This is a genomic window from Acidipropionibacterium thoenii DSM 20276 (assembly GCF_000423445.1).
GTDB classification, from domain to species: Bacteria; Actinomycetota; Actinomycetes; order Propionibacteriales; family Propionibacteriaceae; genus Acidipropionibacterium; species Acidipropionibacterium thoenii.
This window is the reverse complement of sequence record NZ_AUHZ01000006.1, coordinates 17,085-42,488: the sequence shown is the minus strand read 5'-3', so window position 1 is coordinate 42,488 and position 25,404 is coordinate 17,085. Positions and strand designations below refer to the sequence as shown.

At 68.8% G+C, this 25,404-nt stretch carries 24 protein-coding genes; 12 read left to right on the top strand and 12 right to left on the bottom strand.

Translation table 11 applies throughout. The features are described 5' to 3' along the window. Positions 1–12: 12 nt before the first annotated feature. Positions 13–1,113 (bottom strand): LacI family DNA-binding transcriptional regulator, encoded by a 1,101-nt coding sequence (locus G554_RS14010; protein ID WP_051232162.1) that lies wholly within the window; start codon positions 1,111–1,113, stop codon positions 13–15. Between the two features lie 207 nt (positions 1,114–1,320). On the opposite strand from G554_RS14010, the gene G554_RS14005 reads away from it, so the two are divergent. The 4 genes from G554_RS14005 to G554_RS14000 all read left to right on the top strand — a co-directional run bounded on the left by G554_RS14005 (position 1,321) and on the right by G554_RS14000 (position 4,215). Further along, entirely contained in the window at positions 1,321–2,502 is a 1,182-nt protein-coding gene (locus tag G554_RS14005; RefSeq protein WP_051232161.1) for a YihY/virulence factor BrkB family protein, read from the top strand. A gap of 301 nt (positions 2,503–2,803) precedes the next feature. Continuing rightward, on the top strand, positions 2,804–3,163 hold the full coding sequence (locus G554_RS0101400; RefSeq protein WP_027586505.1) for a GntR family transcriptional regulator: 360 nt from the start codon (positions 2,804–2,806) through the stop codon (positions 3,161–3,163). Next, positions 3,160–3,336: a hypothetical protein gene (locus G554_RS18015; protein WP_211220388.1), complete on the top strand. Its 177-nt coding sequence runs from the start codon at positions 3,160–3,162 to the stop codon at positions 3,334–3,336. Before G554_RS0101400 ends, G554_RS18015 begins: the two co-directional genes overlap by 4 nt. A gap of 27 nt (positions 3,337–3,363) precedes the next feature. Further along, a complete protein-coding gene (locus G554_RS14000; protein ID WP_211220387.1) occupies positions 3,364–4,215 on the top strand; it encodes a hypothetical protein in 852 nt (283 codons plus the stop codon). Positions 4,216–4,278: 63 nt separating this feature from the next. Here the strand turns inward: G554_RS14000 and G554_RS0101390 are convergent, their stop codons facing one another. From G554_RS0101390 to G554_RS0101365, 6 genes are all read right to left on the bottom strand, one after another. Further along, complete coding sequence (locus G554_RS0101390) at positions 4,279–5,211, bottom strand: AEC family transporter (RefSeq protein ID WP_036924062.1); 933 nt, start codon at positions 5,209–5,211, stop codon at positions 4,279–4,281. 144 nt (positions 5,212–5,355) lie between these two features. Further along, entirely contained in the window at positions 5,356–6,105 is a 750-nt protein-coding gene (locus G554_RS0101385) for an amino acid ABC transporter ATP-binding protein (protein ID WP_027586503.1), read from the bottom strand. Further along, positions 6,102–6,701 (bottom strand): L-2-amino-thiazoline-4-carboxylic acid hydrolase, encoded by a 600-nt coding sequence (locus G554_RS13995; RefSeq protein ID WP_071162125.1) that lies wholly within the window; start codon positions 6,699–6,701, stop codon positions 6,102–6,104. The genes G554_RS0101385 and G554_RS13995 overlap by 4 nt, the downstream gene beginning before the upstream one ends. A 4-nt stretch (positions 6,702–6,705) precedes the next feature. Continuing rightward, a complete protein-coding gene (locus G554_RS13990) occupies positions 6,706–7,419 on the bottom strand; it encodes an amino acid ABC transporter permease (RefSeq protein WP_036924060.1) in 714 nt (237 codons plus the stop codon). Next, entirely contained in the window at positions 7,409–8,116 is a 708-nt protein-coding gene (locus G554_RS13985) for an amino acid ABC transporter permease (protein WP_051232159.1), read from the bottom strand. The genes G554_RS13990 and G554_RS13985 overlap by 11 nt, the downstream gene beginning before the upstream one ends. Before the next feature lie 11 nt (positions 8,117–8,127). Next, entirely contained in the window at positions 8,128–8,949 is an 822-nt protein-coding gene (locus G554_RS0101365; protein WP_211220386.1) for a transporter substrate-binding domain-containing protein, read from the bottom strand. A gap of 685 nt (positions 8,950–9,634) precedes the next feature. Between G554_RS0101365 and G554_RS0101360 the strand changes: the two genes are divergently transcribed. The 6 genes from G554_RS0101360 to ppgK all read left to right on the top strand — a co-directional run bounded on the left by G554_RS0101360 (position 9,635) and on the right by ppgK (position 16,141). Further along, complete coding sequence (locus G554_RS0101360) at positions 9,635–10,342, top strand: DUF1707 SHOCT-like domain-containing protein (RefSeq protein ID WP_027586501.1); 708 nt, start codon at positions 9,635–9,637, stop codon at positions 10,340–10,342. Between the two features lie 100 nt (positions 10,343–10,442). Beyond that, positions 10,443–11,549: an alcohol dehydrogenase catalytic domain-containing protein gene (locus tag G554_RS0101355; RefSeq protein WP_027586500.1), complete on the top strand. Its 1,107-nt coding sequence runs from the start codon at positions 10,443–10,445 to the stop codon at positions 11,547–11,549. Positions 11,550–11,727: 178 nt separating this feature from the next. Then, on the top strand, positions 11,728–12,216 hold the full coding sequence (locus G554_RS0101350; RefSeq protein WP_027586499.1) for a PH domain-containing protein: 489 nt from the start codon (positions 11,728–11,730) through the stop codon (positions 12,214–12,216). Next, positions 12,213–13,907, top strand: coding sequence for a PH domain-containing protein (locus G554_RS16530; protein ID WP_051232156.1), 1,695 nt, complete (start codon positions 12,213–12,215; stop codon positions 13,905–13,907). The genes G554_RS0101350 and G554_RS16530 overlap by 4 nt, the downstream gene beginning before the upstream one ends. Before the next feature lie 120 nt (positions 13,908–14,027). Then, complete coding sequence (locus G554_RS0101340) at positions 14,028–14,858, top strand: GNAT family N-acetyltransferase (protein ID WP_245569910.1); 831 nt, start codon at positions 14,028–14,030, stop codon at positions 14,856–14,858. 452 nt (positions 14,859–15,310) lie between these two features. Continuing rightward, entirely contained in the window at positions 15,311–16,141 is an 831-nt protein-coding gene (ppgK, locus tag G554_RS0101335; protein ID WP_027586497.1) for a polyphosphate--glucose phosphotransferase, read from the top strand. Between the two features lie 307 nt (positions 16,142–16,448). On the opposite strand, the gene argS is transcribed toward ppgK, so the two are convergent. Next, entirely contained in the window at positions 16,449–18,119 is a 1,671-nt protein-coding gene (argS, locus tag G554_RS0101330; RefSeq protein ID WP_027586496.1) for an arginine--tRNA ligase, read from the bottom strand. A 195-nt stretch (positions 18,120–18,314) separates the two neighbouring features. Between argS and G554_RS0101325 the strand changes: the two genes are divergently transcribed. After that, a complete protein-coding gene (locus G554_RS0101325; RefSeq protein WP_027586495.1) occupies positions 18,315–19,127 on the top strand; it encodes an aldo/keto reductase in 813 nt (270 codons plus the stop codon). 245 nt (positions 19,128–19,372) lie between these two features. On the opposite strand, the gene G554_RS0101320 is transcribed toward G554_RS0101325, so the two are convergent. The 3 genes from G554_RS0101320 to pgi form a co-directional block, all read right to left on the bottom strand. Beyond that, a complete protein-coding gene (locus G554_RS0101320) occupies positions 19,373–20,719 on the bottom strand; it encodes an MFS transporter (protein ID WP_245569909.1) in 1,347 nt (448 codons plus the stop codon). A gap of 405 nt (positions 20,720–21,124) precedes the next feature. Next, positions 21,125–21,784 carry a SanA/YdcF family protein gene (locus G554_RS0101315; protein ID WP_027586493.1) on the bottom strand — a complete coding sequence of 220 codons (660 nt, stop codon included), beginning with the start codon at positions 21,782–21,784 and terminating at the stop codon, positions 21,125–21,127. A 123-nt stretch (positions 21,785–21,907) separates the two neighbouring features. Beyond that, positions 21,908–23,590 (bottom strand): glucose-6-phosphate isomerase, encoded by a 1,683-nt coding sequence (gene pgi, locus G554_RS0101310; RefSeq protein WP_027586492.1) that lies wholly within the window; start codon positions 23,588–23,590, stop codon positions 21,908–21,910. A 123-nt stretch (positions 23,591–23,713) separates the two neighbouring features. On the opposite strand from pgi, the gene G554_RS0101305 reads away from it, so the two are divergent. After that, a complete protein-coding gene (locus G554_RS0101305) occupies positions 23,714–24,553 on the top strand; it encodes a carboxypeptidase-like regulatory domain-containing protein (protein WP_154654131.1) in 840 nt (279 codons plus the stop codon). A 111-nt stretch (positions 24,554–24,664) separates the two neighbouring features. Here the strand turns inward: G554_RS0101305 and G554_RS0101300 are convergent, their stop codons facing one another. Continuing rightward, positions 24,665–25,330 carry a bifunctional 4-hydroxy-2-oxoglutarate aldolase/2-dehydro-3-deoxy-phosphogluconate aldolase gene (locus G554_RS0101300; RefSeq protein WP_051232218.1) on the bottom strand — a complete coding sequence of 222 codons (666 nt, stop codon included), beginning with the start codon at positions 25,328–25,330 and terminating at the stop codon, positions 24,665–24,667. Positions 25,331–25,404 lie beyond the last annotated feature (74 nt).

Sequence of the window (25,404 nt, the reverse complement as noted above, 5' to 3'; positions counted from 1 at the left end):
ACCCCGACGGCGCTACCGCGAGGCCCTCAGCGTGCTCCCACCGGCCCGGAACCGACCGGGGGCGATCACCGTGCCTCCCTGGCAGGTCCATCCGGCCGGTCTCTCGGCCGACCCCGGCTCCAGCAGCATCCGGGCGGCGTGACGTCCCATCTCGCGCAGCGGCAGGTCGACCGTGGTGAGCCCGGGCCAGCAGTCGCGGCCGGCCGCGATCCCGTCGAAGCCGAGGATCCCGAGTTCCTCGGGCACCCGGATGCCGGCCTGCTGGGCCCGCCCCAGGACCGCCAGGGCGATGGCGTCGGTGATCGCGAAGAAGCCCAGCGATCCCTCTGCCGACCGGCGTGACTCATCCCCGCCGGGCCCGGCCGTGACGCCACGTGACCTCGCCCTGGCGAGCCTCACCACGGCGGCGGCCACCTCCCGACCGCTGGAGGCCGCCACCGATCCGCGTACCCGATGATCGATGTCGAGTCCGGCGGCCTGCAACCCGGCCGCGAATCCCTCGGCACGGGCCACCGCCGAGGGGGCCCGGGAGGTGTCCTCGAGGACGGCGAAGTATCGGTACCCGCCGGCCACCGCCGCCTGAGCCAGAGCCACTGCGCCTGCGCGATCATCGGGGCGGATGACCCCGCCGACGCCCAGGTCCCGCCCGATCGAGACGATCCCGGCACCCCCTTCCACCAGTTCGGCGAGCAGGCCGCGGAACTCGGACTGCTCGGAGACTCCCAGGTTCAGCGAGCCGAGGACCAGCACACCGGCCACCTGATGAACCCTCAGACTGCCCAGGGCTGCAAGAGTCGACGACGGCTGACCCCCGGTCTGGATCACCAGCACCAGACGCCGCTGTGCACTGGCGGTGCGCTGGAAGCCCGAGGCGATCGCGGCGTAGTAGGGATCCTCCAGGTCGGGGATCACCAACCCCAGCAGCCCGGAGGTCGACCGCGCCAGGGCCTGTGCGCTGGCGTTCGGCAGATAGCCCAGCTCCCGGGCGGCAGCCTGCACCTTCTGGGTGACCTCCCTGCCCGGCCTCCTGGCCGACCCGTTGAGGACCCGGGAGGCGGTGGCCAGCGAGACCCCTGCCGCCGTCGCGACCTCGACCAGCCTCACCCGTGCCATGGGCGCCATTCTGCCCCACGCCGGGAGACTCCTGGACGCCGGGGATGCGCTTTCCCGCGCCGGAGCCGGGGGCGCCGCCCATGACCACCCCCGATGGGAGCCGCCGAGAGCATCGCCAGGCTCAGCTCCCCGGCCCTCGGTCCTCGCCTCCAGAGGGCCAGGACCGTGCCGGCAGTCGGTCGCCACTGGCGTGGATATCTTGCAGGCATGACTGAGCACGACCGCCACGAGCCGGAGCACAGCGACCCGCCGGAGCACGATGACCCCGCCGGCCGACCCGCGCTCCCGGCCGGCACCGGCCTGGCCCCGCCAGCTGCCCCTCCTCTGAAGGAGGCCCTGCGCACTCCCGGCGTCAAAGGCAGGGTCACCGGTCTGGCGACCTGGTGGAAGTCGACCCGGCTGGCTCGCGCCCTGTCGCGCTACGGCAATGCCAACGGCGGCCTGCTGGCCTCGGGGATGGCTCTGACCACGATGCTCTCCCTGACCGCCGTGCTCACGGTGGCGATCACCACCTTCATGGCTGTGCTGGGGCGCGACGACCAGCTGCGGGCCTCCTTCCTGAACGCCCTCAACAGTGCCCTTCCCGGAATCCTCAAGACCAGCGACAATCCAAGCGGCCTGGTCAGCCCGGACGCCCTGATCCAGTCCAACACCTCCTCGCTGACCGGCATCATCGCCCTGGTCATCGCCGCCTACTCGGCGATCTCCCTGCTCAACTCGCTCACCACCTCGATCCAGACGATGTTCGGGCTGGTGGCGCTGCCGGGCAATGCGGTGATGAAATACGTCCGCTCGGCACTGGGGCTGCTGGGCCTGGGGATCGGACTGCTGGCCACCAGCGGCCTGGGGATCCTGGTCAACGTCTTCGGCAGCTGGCTGAACCGGGCACTGGGGCTGAGCCCCGGTGTCGGGAGGGTGTCCCTGCTGGTCGGGACCCAGCTGGTCTCCCTGGTGATCGACGCGGCTCTGGTGCTGATGCTGGTCCGCTTCGTGGCCCGGGTGCGTGTCCCCCGCAGGGATCTGCTGTGGGGGCTTGCGATGTTTGCCATCGCCTCGGCGGTGCTGCGCGAGCTGGGCACCACCGCGGTGGGTTCTGTCAACGGTGCGGTGCTGGCCTCGGCCACCGCGGTGCTGACACTGATCCTGTGGATCAACCTGGGAGTGCGGGTCCTGCTGCTGGTGTGCGCCTGGATGGCCAACCCGCCGCAGCCGATATCGGTCAGCGATGCCGCCGAGGTGCACTTCGACAGGTCCCCCAATTTCGTGACGATGAGCTCCCCCGAGACCCTCGAGTGGCCCCACCATGCGGTGACCGGGGAGGTCCAACCGGTACCTGACAGCCCCGGGGTGATCTCGAAGGCCCAGGATCCGCTGCCGGAGAAGGACTGAGCCGCTCCGGTGGCCGACCGGACCTGAGGGGACCGATCCGCCCCCTGGGGTGAGGATCTCACCCCGGCCGCGAGGTCCCAGCGGCCGGCTGACCAGACCCGGTGCCGATTCCAACCGCAACTTTCTGAGTCGGGTGCGCACAATGCTCCGCAGGCGGGGGTGTGTGCCTCTGTGGCTGCAGACACCCCCGTCTGCGGAGCAATCTGCGCAGCCCGATCGCTTCCAGGACCTCCGAGTACCTCCGGAGAACCGGATCTCCCCCATATTGTTCTAATTAACCTAGAACAAGTACACTGGTCGCATGATCTGGACCGTGGACCCCACAGCCGCTGAGCCGCTCTACGCCCAGTTGGTGGCCCAGGTCCATCTCGCGCTGTCGCGAGGCGAGCTCGCCCCGGGCGAGCGGCTCCCCTCGGCCAGGGAGCTGGCCCAGTCCCTGGATCTCAACATCCACACCGTGCTGCACGCCTTCCAGCTGCTGCGCGACGAGGGCGTGGTCGAGCTGCGCCGGGGACGCGGAGCCGTCATCACGGCAGACCGGCAGTCCGGCCCGGCGGCCGGTGTCCACCAGGCGCTGCGGCGCTACCTGGACGCCGGCCGGGCCGCCGGGCTGCCACCCGAGGCCCTCGTCACACTCGTCCAGGAGGCATTGCGCCCATGAACTCCACACCACACTCCAACGGCTTCCCCGACTCCGGAACCCCACCCGATGACCCCGGTGCACAGCGCCCCGACCCCACCGAGCAGGCCTGGCGACGCCGCGCCCGCCTCACCGTGCTCTGGTCGGCCGTGGTGGGGCTCGCCCTGCTGTCGGCCGCGGTGGTCGTGGCCTGATCCTGGCACGGCGAGCTGCCCGATCCGGTGGCCAGCCACTGGGGGCCAGGCGGCTCCCCCGATGGCTTCTCGAGCCTGGCCGCACTCCTCACCACAGCCTCGGTGCTGGGGATCGGGTGTGTGGCCCTGTTCGCGGCGATCGGCCTGTTCAGCGGCCGGGCGGCAGCCACCCTTCGGATCACGGCCGCCTCGACGGTGTGGATCTGCGGGATGCTCGCGGTGCTGCTCGTCGGATCATTGGCCGGCCAACGTGGCCTGACCGACGCCCATCAGACCTCCGGACTGGACTGGATCGTGCTGACGGCCCTCCTCGCACCGATCATCCCGGCGGCGCTGGCCGCCCTTCTGGTCCCCGCCGATCGTCCCCAACCGGCCACTGGCCCGCTGCCCGCGTCGGCTCCTCGGGTCCGGCTGGCCGGGACCACCCGGGCGGTGTGGCTGCGCCAGACCTCCGGGGGCCCCGGTCCGTTGGTCGCCATCGCCGGAACCCTGGTCATCGTGGTGCTGTCGATCGTCAGCCGGATGCCGGCCCTGCTCGCGCTGGCGGCCCTGCTGGCGCTGCTCTTCGCGACGATGTTCGCCTTCCGGGTGAGGGTCGACGCCGCCGGGATCGAGATCCGCTCGGCGCTGGGCTGGCCGCGCACCCGGATCGGCGCCGAGGAGATCGAACGCGCCGAGGTGATCGACGTCTCCCCCTTCCGTGACTTCGGCGGCTGGGGCTGGCGGATCAACCACTCGGGACGCCAGGGGATCGTGCTGCGATCGGGCCCGGGGCTGCTGGTCGAGCAGTCCGGCGGCCGCTCCCTGGTGGTCACCGTCGACGACGCCGACCAGGCGGCGGCACTGCTCAACACGATGGCGTCCCGAGCCCGTTTCTGACCTGTCGGGGCCGACGCCGGGTCCGCCGGCGAGTCACCGCGGACACCGGTGGCCGCCGGCCGCTCAGTCCCCCAGGTGGATGAACAGCGAGGCGGTCAGCACCGTGAGCGGCAGTGCCGCCACCGTGGTGATCACCACGGTGGCCTCGGCGATCTTCTCCCCCACCTTGGCCCGGGTGGCGGCGATGAAGGCGTTCTGGGCGGTGGGCAGCCCGGCCATCACAGTGACCGTCATCAGAGCGTGACCGCTCAGCCCCAGGGCCAGTCCGGCGGCCAGCCCGATCAGCGGCTGGACGAGGAGTTTGAACCCGCACGCCAGCCCGGTGAGCCGGCCGTCCAGGGAGTGCATCGAGAAGGTCTGGCCCACCATCGAGGCGCCCAGGGCGATCAGCACGGTGCCCGGCGCGGCATCTCCGATGAGATGCGCGGTGGTGTCCACCAGGGAGGGCGGGTGGAACCCGGTCGCCGAGACCAGGAAGCCGAGCATCGCCGCGATCACCATCGGATTGGTGAAGATCCTCCTGAGGACGCCGGCCGGGGTCGGGCGGGTGTGGCTGCCGACCAGGTCGGAGAGCACATAGAACAGCGGGGTGAGGAAGCCCAGCTGGAAGATCATCACCGGCACCCCGTAGGAGGCGTGGCCGAGCACGTAGATACCGATCGGGATGCCGATATAGGCCGCATTGTTGAGTGAGGCCGACATCGCACCGAGCACCGTCTGGCCGACATCGGCCCTCATGAACAGCCTTGCGACAACGGCGAACAGGATCGCGGTGAGCAGTCCCGAGATGGCCGCGACCGCCAGTGGCCGGCCAATCACCTGGCTCACCGGGGTCTCGGAGATCGCATAGAACAGCAGCGCCGGGGCGGCCGCCCAGTAGACGAAGCTGGAGAGCACCTGGCCTGCCGCCGGACCGATCGCGCCGGTCCGTCTCAGCAGCCATCCGACGGCGATGACGACGGCCAGCGCGGCCACGTTCTCGGCGATGACGCCCAACAGATCTCACCAGGTTCCGTACGACGGATGTCGACTCCTCCAGTCAACAGCCTCGCACAAAGCTGCCGGACACCGGCCCGGCAGGTGGAACGCGGCGCCCGGACCGGTGCCCGCAGACCACGAGATCCACGACGGGACGGGCCCTCACTTCTCGTCGATGCGACGCAGGAAGTCCCGGGTGCGGTCATTGGCCGGATGGTCGATCACGGCCGCCGGCGCACCCTGCTCGACGATGGCGCCGGCGTCCATGAAGATGACGTCGCTGGCCACGTGCCGAGCGAAGCGGATCTCATGGGTCACCAGGATCATCGTCACGCCCTCCGAGGCGATGTCCTTGATCGCCTCCAGGACATCCCCGACGAGTTCGGGGTCGAGGGCCGAGGTCGGTTCGTCGAAGAGGATGACATCGGGCCGGAGTGCGAGGGCTCGCGCGATGGAGACCCGCTGCTGCTGACCGCCGGACAGCTGTGCCGGGTAGCGGTCCGCGAAATCGGCCAGACCCACCTGGTCGAGCCGGGCCAGGGCCTCGTCCTTGGCCACCTTCCGGTCCTTGCCCTCGACGACGACGAGCCCCTCGGAGACGTTGTCGATCGCCGTCTTGTTCCGGAACAGGTTGTAGTCCTGGAACACCATGGCAGTGCGACGACGCAGCGCGAGGATGTCGCGGTGGCGCGGATGGCTCCCGTAGTCGAGGACCCTGTCCCCGATCGTCACGGTGCCGCTGTCGGGGGTCTCGAGGGCGTTGATGCAGCGCAACAACGTCGTCTTCCCGGAACCGGAGGGGCCGATGATCGCGAGAATGCCACCGTGCTCGACCTCGAAGGAGACTCCTGTGAGGATCTCCTTCTCGCCGAAGCTCTTGTGAATGTCGCGGACTGTGCAGTCCGCGCTCATGCGGGCTCCTCGCCGGCGCCCTGGGGATCGGTCACCGAGTCGGCACCGACGGTCTGTGCGGCATCGACCGATCCCGACACCGACCCCTGCGATTGCTCGCTGCCGGTGCGGCGGAAATGGAGCCGGCAGACGCTCTTGCCCTGCGCGATCGTCCCCTCCAGCTCGAACTGCACCTGGGGGAACTCGTCGGCCAGCGCGTGGTCGCCGGCCATCGCGATGTCGCACAGTCGCGGCATCTCCTCGACCGGTCGCCCCTGCTTGAGCCAGGCGGCCACATAGGGGCAGTAGTGGAAGTCGATGACCAGCTCGTCGTCGGTCTGCTTGACACGCTCCATCTCGTAGATCTCACGGTTGTGATCGGTGCCGAAGTCATCGGCGAACTCGGTGAAACTGTCGGGGTCCGCCATCGATATCCTCATGTCGATGCCGTTGTCGGTGCCATAGGTCGCGACGGCCTCGAAGGCGAAATCATCGTCGAGACCGCGCTTCTTCGCGGCGTCGACCATGTTGGAAATTGTCGCTGCGCGACGCTCGGATATCTCGCGGAGCCCGAAGACGTGCTCGTCATTCAGATGGGGGGTGTTGTGGATTTCCATGGGATCACCTGTTCTTGAGGTCGATGGCGTAGATGCCGAGATGGTTGTGGAGCTTGCGGGAGCCGAACTCGATGGCGATGCAGACGAGCCAGTAGACGAGGGCCGCCACGATGTACGCCTCCATGTAGAGGTAGCTGTCGGATGCGCTGATCCGCGCCGCCGCCAGCAGTTCGACGACGCCGACGATGGAGGCGACACTGGTCGCCTTGAGCAGCCAGACGAGGTAGTTCGTCATGTCGGGGATGGAGACCACCACGACCTGCGGGAGCACGACTCGCCGCCACGCCTGGCGACGGGACATGCCCACCGACAGGCAGGCCTCCAGCTGGCCCCGGTTGACGGCACTGACCGAGGCGATCACGACGTCTGTCATGTAGGCGCCGAAGTTGAGGCCGAGCGCGATGACGGCCGCCAGGAAGTAGGGCGGATGGCGCGGATCGTCCTGGTAGCCGAGGAAGCCGTCGAAGAACCTCGAGACCATGGGTGCCCCGTAGTAGAAGAAGAGCAGCTGGACGATCTGCGGAATCCCCTTGATGAAGGTGTTGAGGGCGATCACGACGGGGCGGAGCACCGGCACCCGGGCATTGATGACCGCGCCGAAGACGCAGGCGAGAGCGAGAGCCATGAGCAGCGACCGGAAGGTCAGCGCGAGGGTGGTCGGTAGGCCCTTGAGAATGGTGGGCGTGTCGTCCAACATGAACTGAAAATCAAGATTCACGGAGCGCCTCCTGCTTCTCGTGGCGGCCGAGGAAGGCGAACAGCCGGTTGAAGAAGACCTCCAGCAGAGCGCAGAGCACGAAGTAGATGACCGAGACCGCCCCGAGCAGCCAGAGCTGTCCCACCCCGGAGTTCAACCCGATGATCTGGTCGGTGTAGCCCATCATCTCGATGGCCCCGATGGTGTACGCGAGCGAGGTGCCCTTGAGGAGATCGATCTCGAGGTTCTTGAGGTTGAGGCAGGCGGTGCGCAGGGTCTGCGGAATGATGACATGAACGGCGTTCTGCCAGCGGCCGTAGCCGATGCTCAGGCCCGCCTCGATCTGCCCGCGGTCCATCGCGAGGTAGGCGCCCCGGAGGGACTCGGAGACGAAGGCGGAGAAGTTGAAGGTGCTCGCCGCGATGAAGAAGACGCCGGCGCTCCAGTCGTTGATGTCGACTCCCACAGCACCGAAGATGAGCGGCAGACCGTAGAGCACCAGGTAGATCTGGACCAGTGCCGGGGTGCCACGCAGGAAGGAGACGACGACCATCACGGCCCCGCGCAGCACCGCCCAGCGGCTGAGCCGGGCCATGCACAGCAAGGGTCCGAACACAGCCGTCAGGGCGGTGGGCACGATGAAGTACAGCAGCGTCACCGGGAGATGCGCGAGGATCCCCGGTAACGCCTGCCGAATGAGATCGAGACCGATCTGCATGGGATGCGTGACTAGCGTTCGATACCGAGCTTCTTGGCCAGTGCGAAGTTGTCCTGGCCGAAGTACTGCTCGGTGAGTGTGGTGAGGGTGCCGTCCTTGGTGAGAGTCCCGATGACCCCATCGACCTGCTGCTGCAGCTGGGCGTCCTTCTTGTTGAACAGATAGACGGTGTCGCGCCCGTCGACTGGTGCGGTGACCTCCATCTTGAAGCCAAGGCTGTTCTGGACGCCGCTGAACTGCTCCTTGCTGCGGTAGACGGCGTCGTAGGTCCCGTCATGAACGGCCTTGGCCATGTCGGCATAGGTTGCCTGGCTGGAGGAGGGCGTCATGTCGATCTTGACGTCGGGGTGCTTGGCCACCCAGTCCTTGAAGGCGGCGTAGCGGCCATCGGAGGCGTCGATCGGGTAGAGCGACTTGCCGTTGAGATCCGTCATCGTCTTGATGGGGCTGCCGGGCTTCACAATGAGGCTGAGGAAGTAGTAGTTGTACGGCTTCGAGATGAGGTACTGCTGGGCACGGGCATCGGTGCGGAAGTAGCAGCCCGCAGCGATGTCGTACTTGCCTGACTTCGTGCCGATCAGGCCCGTCTCGTAGTCGATGACGGTGTACTCGAACTTGTAGTTGGGAAGCTTGGCGTCGATCTTCTTGAGGACGTCGACGTCGTAGCCCGCGGGTTGACCGTTCGCGTCGGCATAGGTGTAGGGCTTGTTGTTCGAGACGAGGGCGATCTTGACGGTCCTGACACCGTCAGAGGATGCCGAGGACGACGAGCTGCACGCCGCCAGGACGGTGATGGTCGCCAGGGCCAGCACGAGTGCGGAGAGCCGGCGCAACTTCGGTTCGATATGAATGGGTGGGAGTGTTCCTTCGAGTAATTTCTGCCTGATATGAGGAATTGAGAACTGGCCGCTGCCGGGGCGATCACGATGCCGCCCGGTCGAGCCGGGGCACAGGGCCCCTCAGGACATCGGTGGAGGGTGGGAGCAGCGGCGTGCACCACCCATTCGCCCTGGGGTGCTCTGTCGCGCTGGACCAGGCTGTTAGAACGCGCGGATCCGAGCTGATGGGGGACACATTCGACAGCTGCAGGGCGGCCATCCGCCGAGGTCCGCGGTCGGGACGGCGGTACGAGGGGATGCCGGAGCCATCAGTTGAGTCGACCGGCAGAAGACCTCATTCATCCTCGGTTCCGGCACGTTCACAGCCCAGGAAGCTGGCACTCCAGACATCTCCCCTCCTTCCATCCGGTAGCGGTGGCCCTCAACAGGAGACGCCATCGGAGAGTCGCGACCAGCGCCGAACTCCCGTCGGCGAAGAAGCTACAAGGTCAGTGCAGCGCACGGCGAAATTGTCCGTATCGTGGATACTGATCTCACACCGAGAGACATGGCCAGGGCTTCGGTGGCAACCCCCGGGCGGCGGTCTGCGGGCGGCGGGATGACGATCGGCGGAGTGCCCGTGCTCGTCCGGCACGGACTTCCACCCGCCCGACGACCAGCCATCTTCTAGGCTTGGGCCATGACCGACACCCCCTCCCCCGCGGGTCACCAGCAGATGCGAATCGGGGACGCCGATCGGGCCCGGCTGGCCGACCTGCTGGACGACGCCTATGCCGATGGGCGCCTGGAGGCCGCCGAGCACCAGGAGCGGATGGCCGGGGCGTTGGATGCCCGGACGGTCGCCGACATCGCCCCGCTGGTGCGCGACCTCGGCCCGGTCGAGTCCATCGTGCCCGCGATGGATCAGGTCGAGTTGGGCTGGCGGCCCGGGGCGGCGTCCTCCCCCTCGACCAACCTGCCCGCCCGGCAGCCGCAGTCCTCACCGCCACCCATCGTCGCGGGTCAGCAGTACGACCGGATCGTCACCTTCATGGGCGACACCGTCCGCGGGGCCGGCCAGACCCTGGCGGTCCGCACCGAGATCTCCAGCGGGATGGGCGACGTCAAGATCGACCTCACCTCGATGGCGATGGCGGCCCACGACGTCGTCATCCACATCAACTCGGGGCTGGGTGATGTCCGGATCCTGGTCCCCGACGGGGTCCGCGTGATCGATCAGACCAGCCACTTTCTCGGCGACTCCAAGATCACCGGGATGACCCCGGTCGCCCCCGATGCCCCCAGCATCACGCTGACCGGTTTCATGGCACTGGGCGACCTCCAGGTCTACGGGCCCCAACACAAATCATTCGGCAAGAAGCTGCGCCGCTGGTTCGGTCATTCCTGACCCCTCGCCGCCGGATCCCCGATCTCCATCCCGGCAGATGGTGGAAGAATGAGCGCCGGGAGACGGGCGCGGCACACAGCGCCCCGAAGGAGATTCAACGATGAAGATCACAGGAGCAGTTCTCGAGGAGATCGGCCGGCCCGCACCGTATGCGACCAGCACGCCGGTCAGTATCAGCGAGCTCGAACTGGACGATCCGCAGGACGACGAGGTGCTGGTGCGGATCACCGCCTCGGGGATCTGCCATTCCGATCTGTCGGTGCTCAACGGCGCCCGACCCCGCCCGGTCCCGATGCTGCTGGGACACGAGTCCACCGGGATCGTGGAGAAGCTGGGCCCCGGCGTCGACGACCTGAAGGTCGGCCAGCATGTCACCCTGGCCTTCCTGCCGCGCTGTGGGAAGTGCGCCGGATGTCTCACCGACGGCAAGCTGCCGTGCATTCCCGGAACGGCGTCCAACACCGCCGGCACCCTGCTGGGAGGCGGCATCCGGCTGCACCGCGACGGCAAGCCGGTGTTCCACCACCTGGGCGTCTCCGGTTTCGCCGACCATGCCGTGGTCAACCGCAAGTCGGTCGTCCCGGTCCCCGACGAACTGCCCCGTGAGATCGCAGCCGTGCTCGGCTGCGCGGTGCTCACCGGCGGCGGCGCAGTCATCAACGCGGGCCGCCCCCAGCCCGGCGACGACATCGTGGTGGTCGGTCTGGGCGGCGTCGGCATGTCGGCGGTGCTCACCGCAGCGGCCGCCGGCACCGGCGAGGTGATCGCGGTGGACGCCAACCCGGCCAAGCTCACCGAGGCCAAGAACTTCGGGGCGACCCAGGCGCTCACCCCCGAGGATGCGCTGTCCAAGGGGCTCAAGGCGCCGGTGGTCATCGAGGCCGCCGGGCACCCGAAGGCCTTCGAGAACGCCGTGCTCTACACCGCCCCCGGCGGTACCACGGTGACCGTCGGACTGCCCCACCCCGATGCCCGCTCGCAGATCTCGCCGGCGGCACTGACCGGGGAGGCCCGGACCATCATCGGCTGCTACCTCGGTTCGGCGGTGCCAGCCCGCGACATCCCCAAGTACGCCCAGATGTGGATCGACGGAAAGCTCCACGTCGAGAAGCTCATCACCTCCCGGATCAGGCTGGACCAGATCAACCAGGCGATGGACACGCTGGCAGCCGGGGACGCGATCCGTCAGGTGATCCTGTTCGACTGAGAGCGATCCCGCCACCGGCTCGGCTCCCGACCTCGACGCCGGGAGCCGAGCCGGCCCAGGCGGAGCAGCCATCGCGACCTCGCCACCCTGACAGCCGGCAGCCAGGACACAGCGTCTCCGAGCTGGCTGCTTCCCGGTCGAGGGCCCCGGCCCGCGCCGATCGCCTAAGGTGACTGGGATGGACGACCTCTTCGACCCACCGGGCGGGCAATGGCAGCCCATCTCGTCGCGCTACACCAGCGTGAGGAGACTCCTCGTGGTGCTCGAGTGGGGATTGCTGACCGTGGTCCTGGTCCTCGGGCTGGGGTTCATCTGGTCCTGGTGGGCCGGGCTGGTCGCCGGGGTGATCGGGCTGGCATGGACCACCTGGCGCTGGTTGCGGATGCCGCGGATCGTCGCGGCCTGGGGCTGGTGCGAGCGGGGCACCGACCTGTGCATCCGCTCGGGGCCGTGGTTCCGCACCCTGAGGATCGTCCCCTACGGCCGGATGCAGGCCGTCGAGATCAATGCCGGTCCGCTGGACCGCCACTTCTCGCTGGCATCGGTGCGACTGGTCACCGCCTCCCCTGCCAGTGACGCCGCCATCCCCGGGATGCCCGCCCAGGAGGCCACTGCACTGCGCGACCGGATCACCGCCGTCGCCGAGACCGCGGACGCCGGGTTATGACCCAGATCCCCTCCCCCGAGGAGCCGGACCCGGCCGCCACACAGCCCCCGCCGGCCCGGCCCGAACCCGGCCTGCCCGCCACCGGGCCGCAGAGATCGCAACCGGACCCAGCTCAGGCCCCCAGACCTGCGGCCACCGAACCGGCCGTCACCGAGCAGCGTCCGCACTGGGCGACGCCGATCGTCCGTGGCTGGATCGTGCTGGCCGGCGTCGCGGCCTGGGCCATCAAACAGCTGATGGACTCCTGGCAGCCCGGGGACTCCCTGCCCCCGGTGCGAGCCATCCTCGTCATGGTCGCCGCAGTGCTGGCGATCGCCCTGATCCAGGCCGCGATCGGCTATTTCCAGTGGCGAACCACGACCTTCCGGATCGACGAGGAGGAGGTCCGCGTCGACCACCGCTTCATTCAGCACAGCTCCGACCGGATCGCACTGACCAAGATCCAGTCGGTCGACGTCGTCCAGCCGCTGGCCGCACGGCTGATCGGGCTCGCCCGGTTGCAGATCGACGTGGGCGGATCCAGTACGAGGACGATCGAGTACCTGTCACGGGCCGACGCTTATCGATTCCGGGACTTCCTCATCGGCCGAGCCCCCCAGGTGCCCTGCGATGCTGGAGTCATCCCGGACGCCGGGGAGTCGCGCTCCGCTGCCGGGGACGGTGCCGCGGCAGGCACCGCGGTCGCGCCGACCCGCCCCACCCGGCCGAACGACGTCCTCCCCGGCACCACGGGCTCGCCCAGCTCGACCGGCACGACCGACTCGACCGCTCCGACCGCACCACCGGGGGCCGCCAGCAAGGCTCCACCACCCTTTCCGGGGCCGGGCAGCGGCTCGGTCTGGCAGGACCGCCGCATCGACGAGACGGTCATCACCTCGGTCTCCAGCCGCCAGATCGTGCTCGGCACCTTCGTCTCGCTGAGCTTCATCTGGTGCCTGCTGCTGATCCTCGCGGGCCTGGCCATCCCGATCGCCCTGGGCATCGAGGTGATCAGCATCCCGGTCGTGCTGGCCGGCCTGGCGGGCGTCTTCCAGGTGATCAGCGGCAGCCTCATCAAGTACTGGAGGTTCACCCTGCTGCGCACCACCGGCGGCCTCAAGGTGGTCCACGGGATGACCACCCTCACCACCCGCACGGTGCCCCCGCACCGGGTCCAGGGGATCACGATCAGCCAGCCGCTGGCCTGGCGGCTGGTCGGCCTGTTCAGGATCGACGTCACGGTGCTGGGCGGGGCCGAGGCGCCGGGCAGGATGGAGGCCACCACCCTGCTGCCGATGGGCTCGGCCTCACAGCTGCGCTCGGTGGTCGGGGCGCTGTGGCCCAGTCTGGATCCGGCGACCTTCCTCGACCCGGCATCACCAGCCCTGCACCCCATCCCGCGCCGCGCCCGGTGGCTGCGGTGGTTCGACCGCCAGACCATCTTCTGGGGGGCCGACGAGCAGGTGATCGTCTCCCGGCACGGACTGTTCACCCGGCGCACCGCGGTCGTGCCGCACTCGCGGGTCCAGTCGGCCGCGGTGCACCAGGGCCCGGTCCAACGGCTGCTGCGAGTGGCCGACCTGGCCATCCAGCTGCCGTCGGGCCCGGTGCACCTGAGATGCCGTCAGTTGGACTCCGCGGATGCCCGGAGCCTGCTCATCGAGGAGATGGACCGCGCTCGCCGGGCCCGGCGCCGGTTGGCCGCCGACTGACCGACCATCGATCGAAGATGGTCTCAACCGATCCACGCACCACCTGCGGTGTCGAGCGTGTCCGCGTCAGTTCGTCGCGCGACGCAGGCTCCTGCTCCTGCTCGTGGGAGGTGTGGCGCGGTGGACGACCGGCTGTCGGGCGCGGGTGGGAGGCCGTTGGGCCCATACGATGGCTGGGTGGCTGATCTTCTCGCCGAGTACGACGCTCATCTGCGCACCGCCGCGGAAGTTCAGGGGGCTGTCGACGTCCAACGCCGCGGGCCGCTGTGGATCGCGTTGTTCGGAGGCGGGCGGCTGTTCGTCACGTATCAGGAGCTGGATGATCCGGCCGGGCGCGTCGCCGAGGTCGCCGCACTGATCTGCGGTGACGACTCGATCCAGCAGGTGGAATGGAAGACCCGAAGCCACGATCACGCGCCTGGCCTGGAGGCTGCCCTGGTCTGCGCCGGTTTCACTGCCGGTGAGTCTGAATCGGTGATGCTGGGCGAGGCGTCGACGCTGATCGGCAGTGAGCCGCCGACCGGCGTGACGCTACATCGACTGACCCGGCCTGAGGAGATCCGCGCGGCCCTCGAGATGCAGGACGCCGTCTTCGGCGGCACCCCGCACGCGGACCGGATGCTGCGCGAGATCCTGAACCGCCAGTCGAAGGGGGAGGACATCGAGTTGTGGGCGGCGGAGGCGGACGGTCGGATCGTCAGCGCCGGTCGGATAGACCCGATCGCCGGCACGCCTTTCGCCGGGATCTGGGGCGGTGCCACGCTGCCCGCGTACCGGGGTCGCGGTATCTACCGTGCGCTCACCGCCGCTCGAGTCCGGTCCGCGATGTCGCACGGCACGCGGTGGATCCATTCGGACTCCACCGAGTTCTCCCGCCCCATCCTGGAACGCGCGGGCCTGGTCAAGATCACCGAGACCGTGCCGTGGACCTGGGAACGCGCAGCACGGTAGAGGTCGCCCGCGGTCAGGTCATGAGTGTCGAGGGGTCGGTCGTGGCTCGTGTCCCAGCCGAGCACCCATCGCGAGATCACCCTCCCAATGCCCGACCTCGTCCCTGCGATCGCCCGCGAGGACTCTCCAGCCGCGATGCCACGGGAGATCTCCTCCCGGTCAGAGAGCGAGAGCCTCAGGGCGGCTCGCCGCCGAGGCGATTGTCGAGCGTCGTCCGTGAGCGCCAGGCGGCGTCGTACGGCCGCGGACCCGCAGCGGACGAGGCGAGCGATCATCCGCGCCGGCTCTCCCAGATCACGTTCTGGTGCTCACGTGTCAACCCCGAGCCCACGATCCGCCTCTCCGATGATCCGCATCATCCCAACGGTGGTGCGTTGATCGGTTGAGATCGCCATGCCGGTTGTCTGATCAGGGACAGACGGGGTCCACCGGGGTTTAGTAGTGTGCTCGCCATGAGCACTGTGCTGGGCATTGATGTCGGCGGATCGGGGATCAAGGGCGCCCCCGTCGAGCTCGAGGTGGGCGACTTCGCGGAGCCGCGACTGCGTATCCCCACCCCTGAGAAGTCCTCCCCCAAGAATGTCGCCGCGGTCATCGGGGAGATCATCGACAACTTCGCCGAGTCGATCGGCGACGGGCCGGTCGGCGTCTCCTTCCCGGCCCCCACCCGGCACGGGGTGATCCCCTTCATCGCCAACCTGGACCAGGGTTGGGCCGGCCTCAACGCCCAGGACTACCTGTCCGACAAGCTCGGACGCGCCGTCACGGTGGTCAATGACGCCGACGCGGCGGGCCTGGGCGAGGTGCACTTCGGCGCCGCCAAGGGGGTTCCGGGGGTCGTCATCCTCACCACCCTGGGCACCGGGATCGGCACCGCGATCATCAACGACGGCATCCTGCTGCCCAATACCGAACTGGGCCACCTCGAGATCGACGGGTTCGACGCCGAGAAGCGCGCCGCAGCCTCGGTCAAGGACAAGAAGCACATGTCCTACAAGGACTGGGCCACCAAGCGACTGCAGCGCTACTACGAGGTCGTGGAGATGCTGTTCACCCCCGACCTGTTCGTGGTCGGCGGCGGGGTGAGCAAGGATCACGTCAAGTTCTTCAAGTACCTCAGCCTCGAGACGCCGATCGTGCCGGCCACCCTGTTCAACCGGGCGGGGATCATCGGGGCCGCCTGGCAGGCCGCATGGCGGGTCGAGCACCCCGACACGGTCACCCAGGCCAGCGCCAAGAAGACCGCCGAGGACGCCATCCGCGCCGCGGGCGGGGAGGAGTAGGGCACAGCTGCCCTCCCGGGGGCGTCAGACCCAGCCCCGCCCCGGGGGCGTATGGCACAGCCACCCTGGCAGAGACGTGCGCTCGGCCCTCGGGTGCCGCCACCCGACGGCATTCCACGTTCGTCCTCAAATCTGGCGTTCGTCCTGGAATTCCAGGACGAACGCCAGATTTGAGGACGAACGTGGTCAGGGGGGAGTTGAGTAGGACGGCCGAGCCGGTGGCCAGAACGTCAGATCCAGGACGGACGTGGTCAAGGGATCTCCTCGGAGCTCCCGCTGCCCCTTACATCGGAGCTCCCGCTGCCCCTCACATCCGGTCGGGGGCGTCGATTCCCAGCAGATTCAGGCCGGTTCCCAGCACCCGGCGGGTCGCCGCGCACAGCGCCAGCCGGGAGGAGCGCACGGCGCCCTCGGACTTCAGCACCGGGCACTTCTCGTAGAACGAGGAGTAGCTGCCGGCCAGCTCGTAGAGGTAGGTGCACAGCTTGTGGGGGGTGAGGTCATGGGCCACCAGCTCGACGGTCTCCCCGAAGCGGGACAGCAGCAGGGCCAGCTGCTGTTCGGCGGGCTCCCCCAGCACCGTGACGGTCCCCCAGTCCAACTCGGCCAGATCCGCCTCGGGATCGACGGCCGGATCGGCCTCGGCGGCCGCCCTGCGCAGGATCTGGGAGACCCGGGCATGGGCGTACTGGAGGTAGGGGCCGGTGTCCCCGGTGGTCTCGACCATCCTCTCGGCGTCGAAGACGTAGTCCTTCTGGAGGCCATTGGACAGGTCGGCGTACTTGATGGCGGCCAGCGCGATATTGGGGGCGGCGTGCTCCTCGGCCTCGTCCAGCAGGCTGGCCAGCGACACCGTGCCGCCGTCGCGGGTCTTGAAGGGGTGGCCGTCGGGGCCCAGCACCATGCCGTAGCCGACGTGCTCGGCGGAGACGTCGTCGGGCAGGAAGCCGGCCATCCGGGCCACTGTGAAGACCATCACGAAGTGGTGGTGCTGGCGGACATCGGTGACGTAGATGATCCGGTTGGCCCTCAGGTCGCCGACCCGGTGGCGGATCGCGGCCAGGTCGGTGGCGTCGTAGCCGAAACCGCCGTCCTTCTTGCGCACGATCATCGGGGAGTCCTCCCCCTTGACGAAGACGCACAGCGCCCCGTCGTCCTCGCGCGCCAGCCCGTCGGCCTCCAGCTCGTCGACCACCCGCGGCAGGTCGTCGTTGTAGGTGGACTCACCGGCCAGGTCGTCATCGGTGAGCAGCACGCCGAGCCTGGCATAGGTCTCGTTGAAGCCGGCCAGCGAGACGGTGATGAGGGAGGTCCAGATGGACCGGGTCTGCGGGTCCCCGCTCTGCAGCATCACCACCCGCTTGCGGGCCCGGTCGGCGAACTCGGTGTCGGCGTCGAAGGCCCGCTTGGAGTCCTTGTAGAGCTGCTCGGTCTCGGCCAGGTCCAGGGCCGAGACGTCGACCTGGTGCTCGACGATGTACTGCACCAGCATCCCGAACTGGGTGCCCCAGTCGCCGATGTGGTTCTGCGGGATGACGGTGTGGCCCTGGGCGCTCAGCACCCGGTTGAAGCAGTCGCCGATGATGGTGGAACGGAGGTGGCCGACGTGCATCTGCTTGGCGACATTGGGGGCCGAGTAGTCGATCACCACCCGCTGGGGGTGAGTGGCCTGGGCGATCCCGGCGTGCGGATCGGCGACCAGCTCGGAGGCCACCTGGGCCAGCAGGTCGGTACGCAGCCGGAAGTTGATGAACCCGGGACCGGCGATCTCAGGGGTCTCCACCAGGTCGGCGGCGTCCAGCCGGGAGACGATGTCGGCAGCGACCTCGCGCGGCGGGCGTCCCTGGGACTTCGCCAGACGCAGCGCCACATTCGACTGGAAATGACCGAACTGGGGCTTGGTGGCCGGTCGCAACTCGGGGTCGACGCCGGTGACGGACTCGATGCGGGCGGCCAGCTGGGAGGGCAGAGACGACATGATCCGCATTCTCCCACAGTGCGAATGGGCCGGCGGACGGCCTGCCTGCACCTCTGACTGGGACGGTTGTCTCGCCCATATCGGGAGCGCACCGCGCGCTGTCGTGCAACCCTTGTGGCATGCCCGGTGGAACATTCCCCGGCGTCCCCGGCGTTGAGGCCTATGGACAACATTTCCAACTCACGGAGGTTTCAGATGGCGGTCCCGAACATCACGCTCAATGACGGTGTGACCATTCCCCAGCTCGGCTTCGGCACCTGGCAGGTGGCCGACGACGTCGCCGAGAAGTCGGTCTCGATGGCCCTCCAGGTCGGTTATCGACACATCGACACCGCTGCGATCTACGGCAATGAGAAGGGGGTCGGCCGGGCCATCGCGACCTCCGGCATCCCGCGCCAGGAGCTCTTCGTCACCACCAAGCTGTGGAACGACATGCACCGCAAGGACGAGGCCCGCAAGGCCCTGGAGACCAGCCTCACCAAGCTGAGCATGGATCACCTGGATCTCTACCTGATCCACTGGCCGTCGGTGAAGCATCAGGGCCAGTTCATCCAGGCCTGGGATGCCATGCAGACCTTCAAGACCGAGGGTCTGGTCCGCTCGATCGGCGTCTCCAACTTCAACCAGGTGCACCTGGACGACCTCAACGGCGCCACCCCCTCGGTCAACCAGATCGAGATGCACCCGACCTTCACCCAGAAGGCCTACCGGGAGTCGCTGCTGGCCCAGGGCATCCATCCGGAGGCCTGGAGCCCGCTGGGGATGTCGAAGGACCTCACCAACCCGGTCATCGAGCAGATCGCCGCCGACCTCGGCAAGACCGCGGCCCAGGTGATCATCCGCTGGCACCTGCAGATCGGCAACATCGTCATCCCCAAGTCGGTGACCCCGGAGCGGATCGCCGCGAACTTCGACGTCTTCGACTTCGAGCTGTCCGACGACCAGATCGCTCAGATCGACGGGCTGGACACCGGAGTACGGCTCGGCGGGGACCCGCTGGAGGTCTGATCCGGCGGTGGTCGGCCCTGACAGGGGTGACGCCGCCGGGCGCAGGTCCGGCGGTGGTCGGCCCTGACAGGGGTGACGCCGCACGGACAACCTCAGCACCACAGGACTGAGCCCCCTCACAGACCCAGGTCTGTGAGGGGGCTCAGCAGCATCTGCCGGCCTGCGGGTCGGACCACCACGGCAGCACCCGATCAGGCACCTCGTGGCGGCTCCCGATCAACCCACCGCAGCAGCCCCGCCCCAGCTCACACCGACAGCGGATCAGGGCTGGCCGGGGTGCTGTCCGGGGACCCGGTTCCGGCACCCGGACGGCCGGGATCACCACCGTCCTCGCCACCGTCCCCGGCCTTGAGGCCGTAGGTCAGCCCACCGCCGACCACATGCAGCACGGCGTAGAAGATCATCAGGCCACCGACCCCCAGCGGGCCGGCCAGGGTCACCAGGGCGGGCCCCACGAAGTTCGACAGACCGGCGCCCAGATTGAGGATCGCCACCGCCGAACCCTTCTGCTCGGGGGCCAGCATCGGCATGATCGCCGACAGCGGCACATAGGCCGCAAGGCAGATACCGAACATGATCCCGGCTCCCATCACCGCGGCGAAGCTGCCGTTGAGGGAGTGCGCGAACCACCACATCAGGAAGACCGCGATGCCGCATCCCAGACCACCGAACCAGGCGACGGTGCGGACCCGGCCGATGGCGTCACCGATGTAGCCGAAGGCCAGATTGGCGAACACATTGGCGAGATTCAGCGTCCCCCAGATGGTCAGCCAGCGCTCCTGGTCCATCCCGACGGTGCCCACGATCCAGGGGGCGAAGAACACCGGGATCGCGAAGTAGGCCGCCTGGTTGATGATCCTCACGACCCCGCCGATCGCGGTCTTGGGGTGATCGCTGAGAACCGTGACGCCGCTCACCAGGCCGCCGATCGTCTCACTGACAGAGGGAGCAGCGCCCTGATCGGCGTCCTGAAGGCCCTTGGGACGACGTACCAGGAAGACCGCCAGCAGACCGCCGGCGATGACGAAGATGAATGAGGTCCACAAGGTGCCCATCTCGCCGAGGGCCGGGATCAGGAACCAGCTGGGGATGTAGGCGCCGAGCGCCCCCATTCCCAGGGCCTGGGCGAACCAGAACCAGCCGACCCCGCGACCCAGGTGCTCGGGAGGGGTGTCCATCGTGACCCAGGCCAGGAACCCGTAGCAGAACAGCGGGTAGCCGAAGCCGCGCAGCGCGTAGCCGGTCACCATCACCCAGTAGGTGCCGGTGGTGACGCCGCCCCACAGGAAGACCAGTTCGAAGACCAGCCAGGCGGCGAATCCCAGCAGCATCACCCGGCGCGATCCCCAGGCGTCCGCCAGCGATCCGGAGAACCAGGAGGCGATCGCGATGACGATGCCGTAGGCGGCCGTCATGAACGCCACCTGCCCCGACGTCAACCCCTTGGTGGCCTGCAGGAAGTGGGAGTAGAAGCCCAGCTCCATGCCATTTCCGGTCTGGAAGAGGATCACCGCCACGAATCCCCACAGCAGGTGTCTGGCGATCCCCTGACGTTCCAGGAAGCCCTCCGACGGGCTCCCCTTGGTACTCATTGTGCTCATCTCAACCCTTTCCACCGCAGCGCGGTGACACACTCCTCGTTGACGTGCCGAGTGACATCCGGTGTTCGGTGAGTGGCAGGTGTTCGGTGCGCGCTGGGCATTGCCCGTGATCAACGGCCGCGGCAGCTGTGCCGGAGGTGATCGAGCGCCTTCCCCTCAGGTCCCATCGTCGGGTCCTCGGACCCGAGTCGCCCTGGTCCGGTGCTGTCCTGTGCAGCCGACACTGACCTGCGCGACGCACAGGAGGTTACGCCGCAGGGATCGGGGGAACGCCGCCATTCACGGTCTTTGCACACCCGTGCAACATCTTCTGATGTGAAAATCACATTCCTTCATGTGACTTAGGGCTGTGATGGGTGCCCAGGACCGACCTGAGGAGGATCGTCCGCGACCCGGTCAGCGGGCCGCCAGTGCCTGGCTGATGCCGTCCTCGGGAGCGCCAAGAGTGGGGGTGCGCCGGGAGACGACGTCCCAGACCATCTTGAGACGGGCGCCGAACTCACGGCTCCAGCCGGACCACCAGACCTTGCCCCGCGGCTGGTGGTCGGCGACCCCCTGGACGTCCAGCCCGGTCATCCGGCAGGTCGCCACCGCCCTGGCCACGTGGTAGTCCTGGGTCGCCAGGATGGCCGAGCGCACCGCGAAGATCTTGCGGGCCCGCACGCAGGTGTCATAGGTGTCGAAGCCGGCATAGTCGGTGACCACCTTGACCCCGGGAATGCCTCGGGTCTCGACCAGATAGCGCTTCATGTTGTCGGGCTCGTTGTAGTGCTGGGTGCCGTTGTCCCCGGAGACCAGAATCGCTCTCACGGTGCCGTTGCGGTAGAGATCGGCGGCCACGTCGAGGCGGCCCCGGAGGTATCCCGAGGGGGTGCCATCGGATCTGACGGCAGCCCCGAAGACGATCGCGACATCCTCCTCGGGGGCGGTGTCGACCTCATGGATGCGGCCGATCGACAGCCCCTCGGCCAGCGCCCAGGGGCCGAGCAGCAGCACTGAGGCCAGCCCGGCCGCCGTCACGATGCCCCGCCCCAGCCAACGCCGTCTCGATCCCATGGGGCCGAGCATATGCGGCCCGCCCGCCTGTCAGAGCCGGCGGGCCGTCAGCAGCCCCGGCCGGGGCAGTCGCAAGGGTTCGCAGCGGTGCTCCCACCAGCCGGGCGGGGTCACCCTCCGGGTTCAGCGACGGTGGGACCGGTACCAGGTCACCAGCTCCCGGGTGGAGGCGTCCTGGTCGGCCAGCGCGGCGGCATCACCGGAGACGGCCGGGGCGACCTGCAGGGCGAGCTTCTTGCCGAGCTCGACGCCCCACTGGTCGAAGGAGTCGATACCCCAGACCACGCCCTGGACGAAGGTGATGTGCTCATAGAGGGCGATCAGCTCACCCAGCACCCTGGGGGTCAGTTCCGAGGCCATGATCGAGGTGGTCGGTCGGTCTCCGGAGAACACCCGGGCCGGCACCACCGACTCGGCGGTGCCCTCGGCGCGGACCTCCTCGGCGGTCCTGCCGAAGGCCAGTGCGGCGGTCTGGGCGAAGAAGTTCGACAGGAACAGCTCATGGACGTCGACATCGCCATCCTTGGTGGGATGGGCCGGGTTGGCGACTGCGATGAAATCGGCCGGGATGATCCGGGTGCCCTGGTGGATCAGCTGGTAGAAGGCGTGCTGGCCATTGGTGCCCGGCTCCCCCCAGAAGATTTCGCCGGTGTCGGAGGTCACCGGACTGCCGTCCCAGCGCACCGACTTGCCGTTGGACTCCATGGTGAGCTGCTGGAGGTAGGCCGGGAAGCGGTGCAGGTACTGGGAGTAGGGCAGCACGGCGTGCGACTCGGCCCCCCAGAAGTTCACGTACCAGACGTTGAGCAGGCCCATCAGCAGGGGCACGTTCGAGCGCGGATCGGCGGTGGCGAAGTGCTCGTCGATGGCGTGGAAACCGGCGAGGAAGTCGGCGAACCCGTCCGGCCCGATGGCCACTGCCAACGAGGTGCCGACCGCCGAGTCGACCGAGTAGCGCCCGCCGACCCAGTTCCAGAAGCCGAAGGCGTTGGCCGGGTCGATACCAAAGGCGGCGACCTTGTCCAGGGCTGTGGAGACCGCCACGAAGTGCTTGGCGACGGCGGCCGAACGGGCCTCCTCGGTGTCCTCGATGGCACCCGAGGAGACCAGCGAGTCGAGCAGCCAGGTCCGCACGCAGCGGGCATTGGTGAGGGTCTCCAGGGTGCCGAAGGTCTTGGAGGCGACGATCACCAGGGTGGTCTCGGGATCCAGGTCGGCGGTCTTGACGGCGGCGTCGGTGGGATCGATGTTGGAGATGAAACGGCACTCCAGGCCGGGCTGGACGTAGGGCTTGAGGGCCTCGTAGGCCATCATCGGGCCCAGATCGGAGCCGCCGATGCCGATATTGACCACGGTGCTGATGGGCTTGCCGGTCGCCCCGGTCCACTCCCCGGAGCGGACCTTGTCGGCGAAGGCGTAGATCTTGTCGAGGACCTCGTGGACGTCGGCGACGACGTCCTGGCCGTCGACGGTCAGCTCGTCGCCTGCAGGACGCCGCAGAGCGGTGTGCAGCACGGCGCGATCCTCGGTGACGTTGATGTGCTCACCGGAGTACATGGCGTCGCGGCGGGCGGTGATCCCGACCTGTTCGGCCAGCTCCAGCAGGGTGTCCCTGACTTCATCGGTGAGGAGATCCTTGGACAGGTCGACGTGGAGGTCGGCGGCGTCGAAGGTGTAGCGGTCGGCGCGGTCGGGGTCGGAGTCGAACCAGCGTCGCATCACATGGGGGCCGTCGAGGATGGTGGGCTTGAGGCGGGCCAGAGCGGCCCAGGCGGGGGTGGAGGTGGCATCAACCGGAGTCTGCATGACACCCACACTAGGAGATCGCAGGGCGCGGGTCCGCAACTATTGTGATTCGAGTGCGGGCGCCGCAATGATGGTGGCCGCCGATCGGACCTGGCGAGAGTGCACCTGCAGAGGGGAGACGCCGTGAGCGGTGTCAGGCGGTGCCATTGGGCGCCGGCGCTGGCCGCGATGACGGCGATCGCGATGGCCTCGGGTCCGGCCCCGGCAGCTGCCGCGCCCACTCCCGCCCCCAGTCCGGCCGGCCCGGCCTCCCCGACTCTTCCGCCGGCCACCCTCACCGCCACGATGACCCCGGCCAAGGGCGCCCCCGGCAGCGTCATCCGGATCTCCGGCACCCTCACCGACTCCCACCGCAAGCCGGTCGACGCCGCCTCGATCGCTGTCGGCGGCAGCTTCGACGACGTCCCCCGCGCCTACACCGCCAGCGATACCAAGGGGGTCTTCAGCGCCGCCCTCCAGGTGCCCCCGGGCACCCCGGCCGGCAGCTACACGATCCAGGCGAGCCTGGTCGGCGACACCCGGTTCCGGGCGGTCTCCCGGTCCTGGAGGTTCGATGTGGTGGCGGCCCCCGGTGCGGCCACCTCCTCGCCCGGTGCCGACCCGTCGTCGGCAGCGGGCAGATCGGCGCAGACCGGTCCCAGTTCTTCGGCCACCGACTCCCCCGACTCATCGGACCCCGGGTTGCAGAGCCCTGAGCCACCCGACACCGGGACGGCCTCGCCCCAGGCGGGGTCGGTGCTGCCGGCCGGTGACCGATCCGAGCGGCCGAGCCCTCCCGGGTTCCTGGCGGCCCTCGGCGGCCGCACCGCGGTGCTGGCCTTCGCCGTGGTGGTGGCCGGCCTGCTGGTGCTGGCCGGGATCGGGTGGATCATCCGGGCGATCGCCCGCTGGATCCATCGACGTCGTCATCCCGAGGACGCCGATCAGAGCCCCGAGGACGGGGCCAACGACCTCTTCGGCTGATCCGTCGACAGCCGACGGCGGGCCAGCCGACGGCGGGCGCCCGGGAGGATCCCGGTCATCGCAGCGGTGCTCAGCGCCGGTCGACCCCCGGCGTGCCGGCGTCCGGGCCGATCAGTTCTGCAGGTCGGTGACCACTCCCCGCACCGACCGGCACCGCTCCCGCAGAGCCGGCAGGGTGCCGCCCTCGCAGGCATCGCCGACCAGGGTGTCGTCCATGCAGACCGCGACTGCCCCGGTCTTCAACCACTGGCGCATCGCGAAGCTTCCCAGCCCGCCGCGCGGCAGGCAGGCGACCCCGGGGGCCAGCTCCGCCAGCCGTTCGGGGTAGCTGGTGCCGCCCATGTCGGCCGGAACCACCTGGACGGCATCGGCACCACCGGCCCAGGCCGCGCGCACCTCGGCGGGGGTCAGGGCGTCGGGGGCGGCCGGAATCCCGGCCTGCCGCAGTGCCGACAGCAGCTGCGCCGAGGCGGCGACCGGCAGGCAGAAGGCCATCCCGGCGGCAATCAGCTCATCGGGGGCGGAGGGGTCGAGGACGCCGTGGGCGCCGAACGTGGCGCGGGCCCCGAAGACCGTCGTGATGGTGCGGAACCGCTCGACATCGGGGGCCGGAAGACTGAAGACGGTGACCTTCTCCTGGACCATCACCTCGAGGGGTGCGAAGAGGTCGGAGGCCGGCACATCGGGCAGCACCGCCACGATCCTCGAGGCCAGCACCGGATCGGGGAGGGGAAGGCGCCCGACTTCAGACGTCGGCTCAGAACTCATGGCCCCCATCATGCCTATCCGGCATCGGCGCCCCCAACTCCGCCCCCCGCGATCCCCGGCTGCAGGGGCTCATCTGCCTCGAC

What these genes read in the sequence shown, in the direction of transcription:
- G554_RS0101320 (WP_245569909.1), bottom strand. Translation starts at nt 20,719, where the DNA reads ATGAGTACCAAGGGGAGCCCGTCGGAGGGCTTCCTGGAACGTCAGGGG.
- G554_RS16530 (WP_051232156.1), top strand. Translation starts at nt 12,213, where the DNA reads ATGACCCAGATCCCCTCCCCCGAGGAGCCGGACCCGGCCGCCACACAG.
- G554_RS0101315 (WP_027586493.1), bottom strand. Translation starts at nt 21,784, where the DNA reads ATGGGATCGAGACGGCGTTGGCTGGGGCGGGGCATCGTGACGGCGGCC.
- G554_RS13985 (WP_051232159.1), bottom strand. Translation starts at nt 8,116, where the DNA reads ATGCAGATCGGTCTCGATCTCATTCGGCAGGCGTTACCGGGGATCCTC.
- G554_RS0101385 (WP_027586503.1), bottom strand. Translation starts at nt 6,105, where the DNA reads ATGAGCGCGGACTGCACAGTCCGCGACATTCACAAGAGCTTCGGCGAG.
- G554_RS14010 (WP_051232162.1), bottom strand. Translation starts at nt 1,113, where the DNA reads ATGGCACGGGTGAGGCTGGTCGAGGTCGCGACGGCGGCAGGGGTCTCG.
- G554_RS0101400 (WP_027586505.1), top strand. Translation starts at nt 2,804, where the DNA reads ATGATCTGGACCGTGGACCCCACAGCCGCTGAGCCGCTCTACGCCCAG.
- pgi (WP_027586492.1), bottom strand. Translation starts at nt 23,590, where the DNA reads ATGCAGACTCCGGTTGATGCCACCTCCACCCCCGCCTGGGCCGCTCTG.
- G554_RS0101360 (WP_027586501.1), top strand. Translation starts at nt 9,635, where the DNA reads ATGACCGACACCCCCTCCCCCGCGGGTCACCAGCAGATGCGAATCGGG.
- G554_RS13995 (WP_071162125.1), bottom strand. Translation starts at nt 6,701, where the DNA reads ATGGAAATCCACAACACCCCCCATCTGAATGACGAGCACGTCTTCGGG.
- G554_RS0101350 (WP_027586499.1), top strand. Translation starts at nt 11,728, where the DNA reads ATGGACGACCTCTTCGACCCACCGGGCGGGCAATGGCAGCCCATCTCG.
- G554_RS0101300 (WP_051232218.1), bottom strand. Translation starts at nt 25,330, where the DNA reads ATGGGGGCCATGAGTTCTGAGCCGACGTCTGAAGTCGGGCGCCTTCCC.
- G554_RS14005 (WP_051232161.1), top strand. Translation starts at nt 1,321, where the DNA reads ATGACTGAGCACGACCGCCACGAGCCGGAGCACAGCGACCCGCCGGAG.
- G554_RS0101325 (WP_027586495.1), top strand. Translation starts at nt 18,315, where the DNA reads ATGGCGGTCCCGAACATCACGCTCAATGACGGTGTGACCATTCCCCAG.
- G554_RS18015 (WP_211220388.1), top strand. Translation starts at nt 3,160, where the DNA reads ATGAACTCCACACCACACTCCAACGGCTTCCCCGACTCCGGAACCCCA.
- ppgK (WP_027586497.1), top strand. Translation starts at nt 15,311, where the DNA reads ATGAGCACTGTGCTGGGCATTGATGTCGGCGGATCGGGGATCAAGGGC.
- G554_RS0101355 (WP_027586500.1), top strand. Translation starts at nt 10,443, where the DNA reads ATGAAGATCACAGGAGCAGTTCTCGAGGAGATCGGCCGGCCCGCACCG.
- argS (WP_027586496.1), bottom strand. Translation starts at nt 18,119, where the DNA reads ATGTCGTCTCTGCCCTCCCAGCTGGCCGCCCGCATCGAGTCCGTCACC.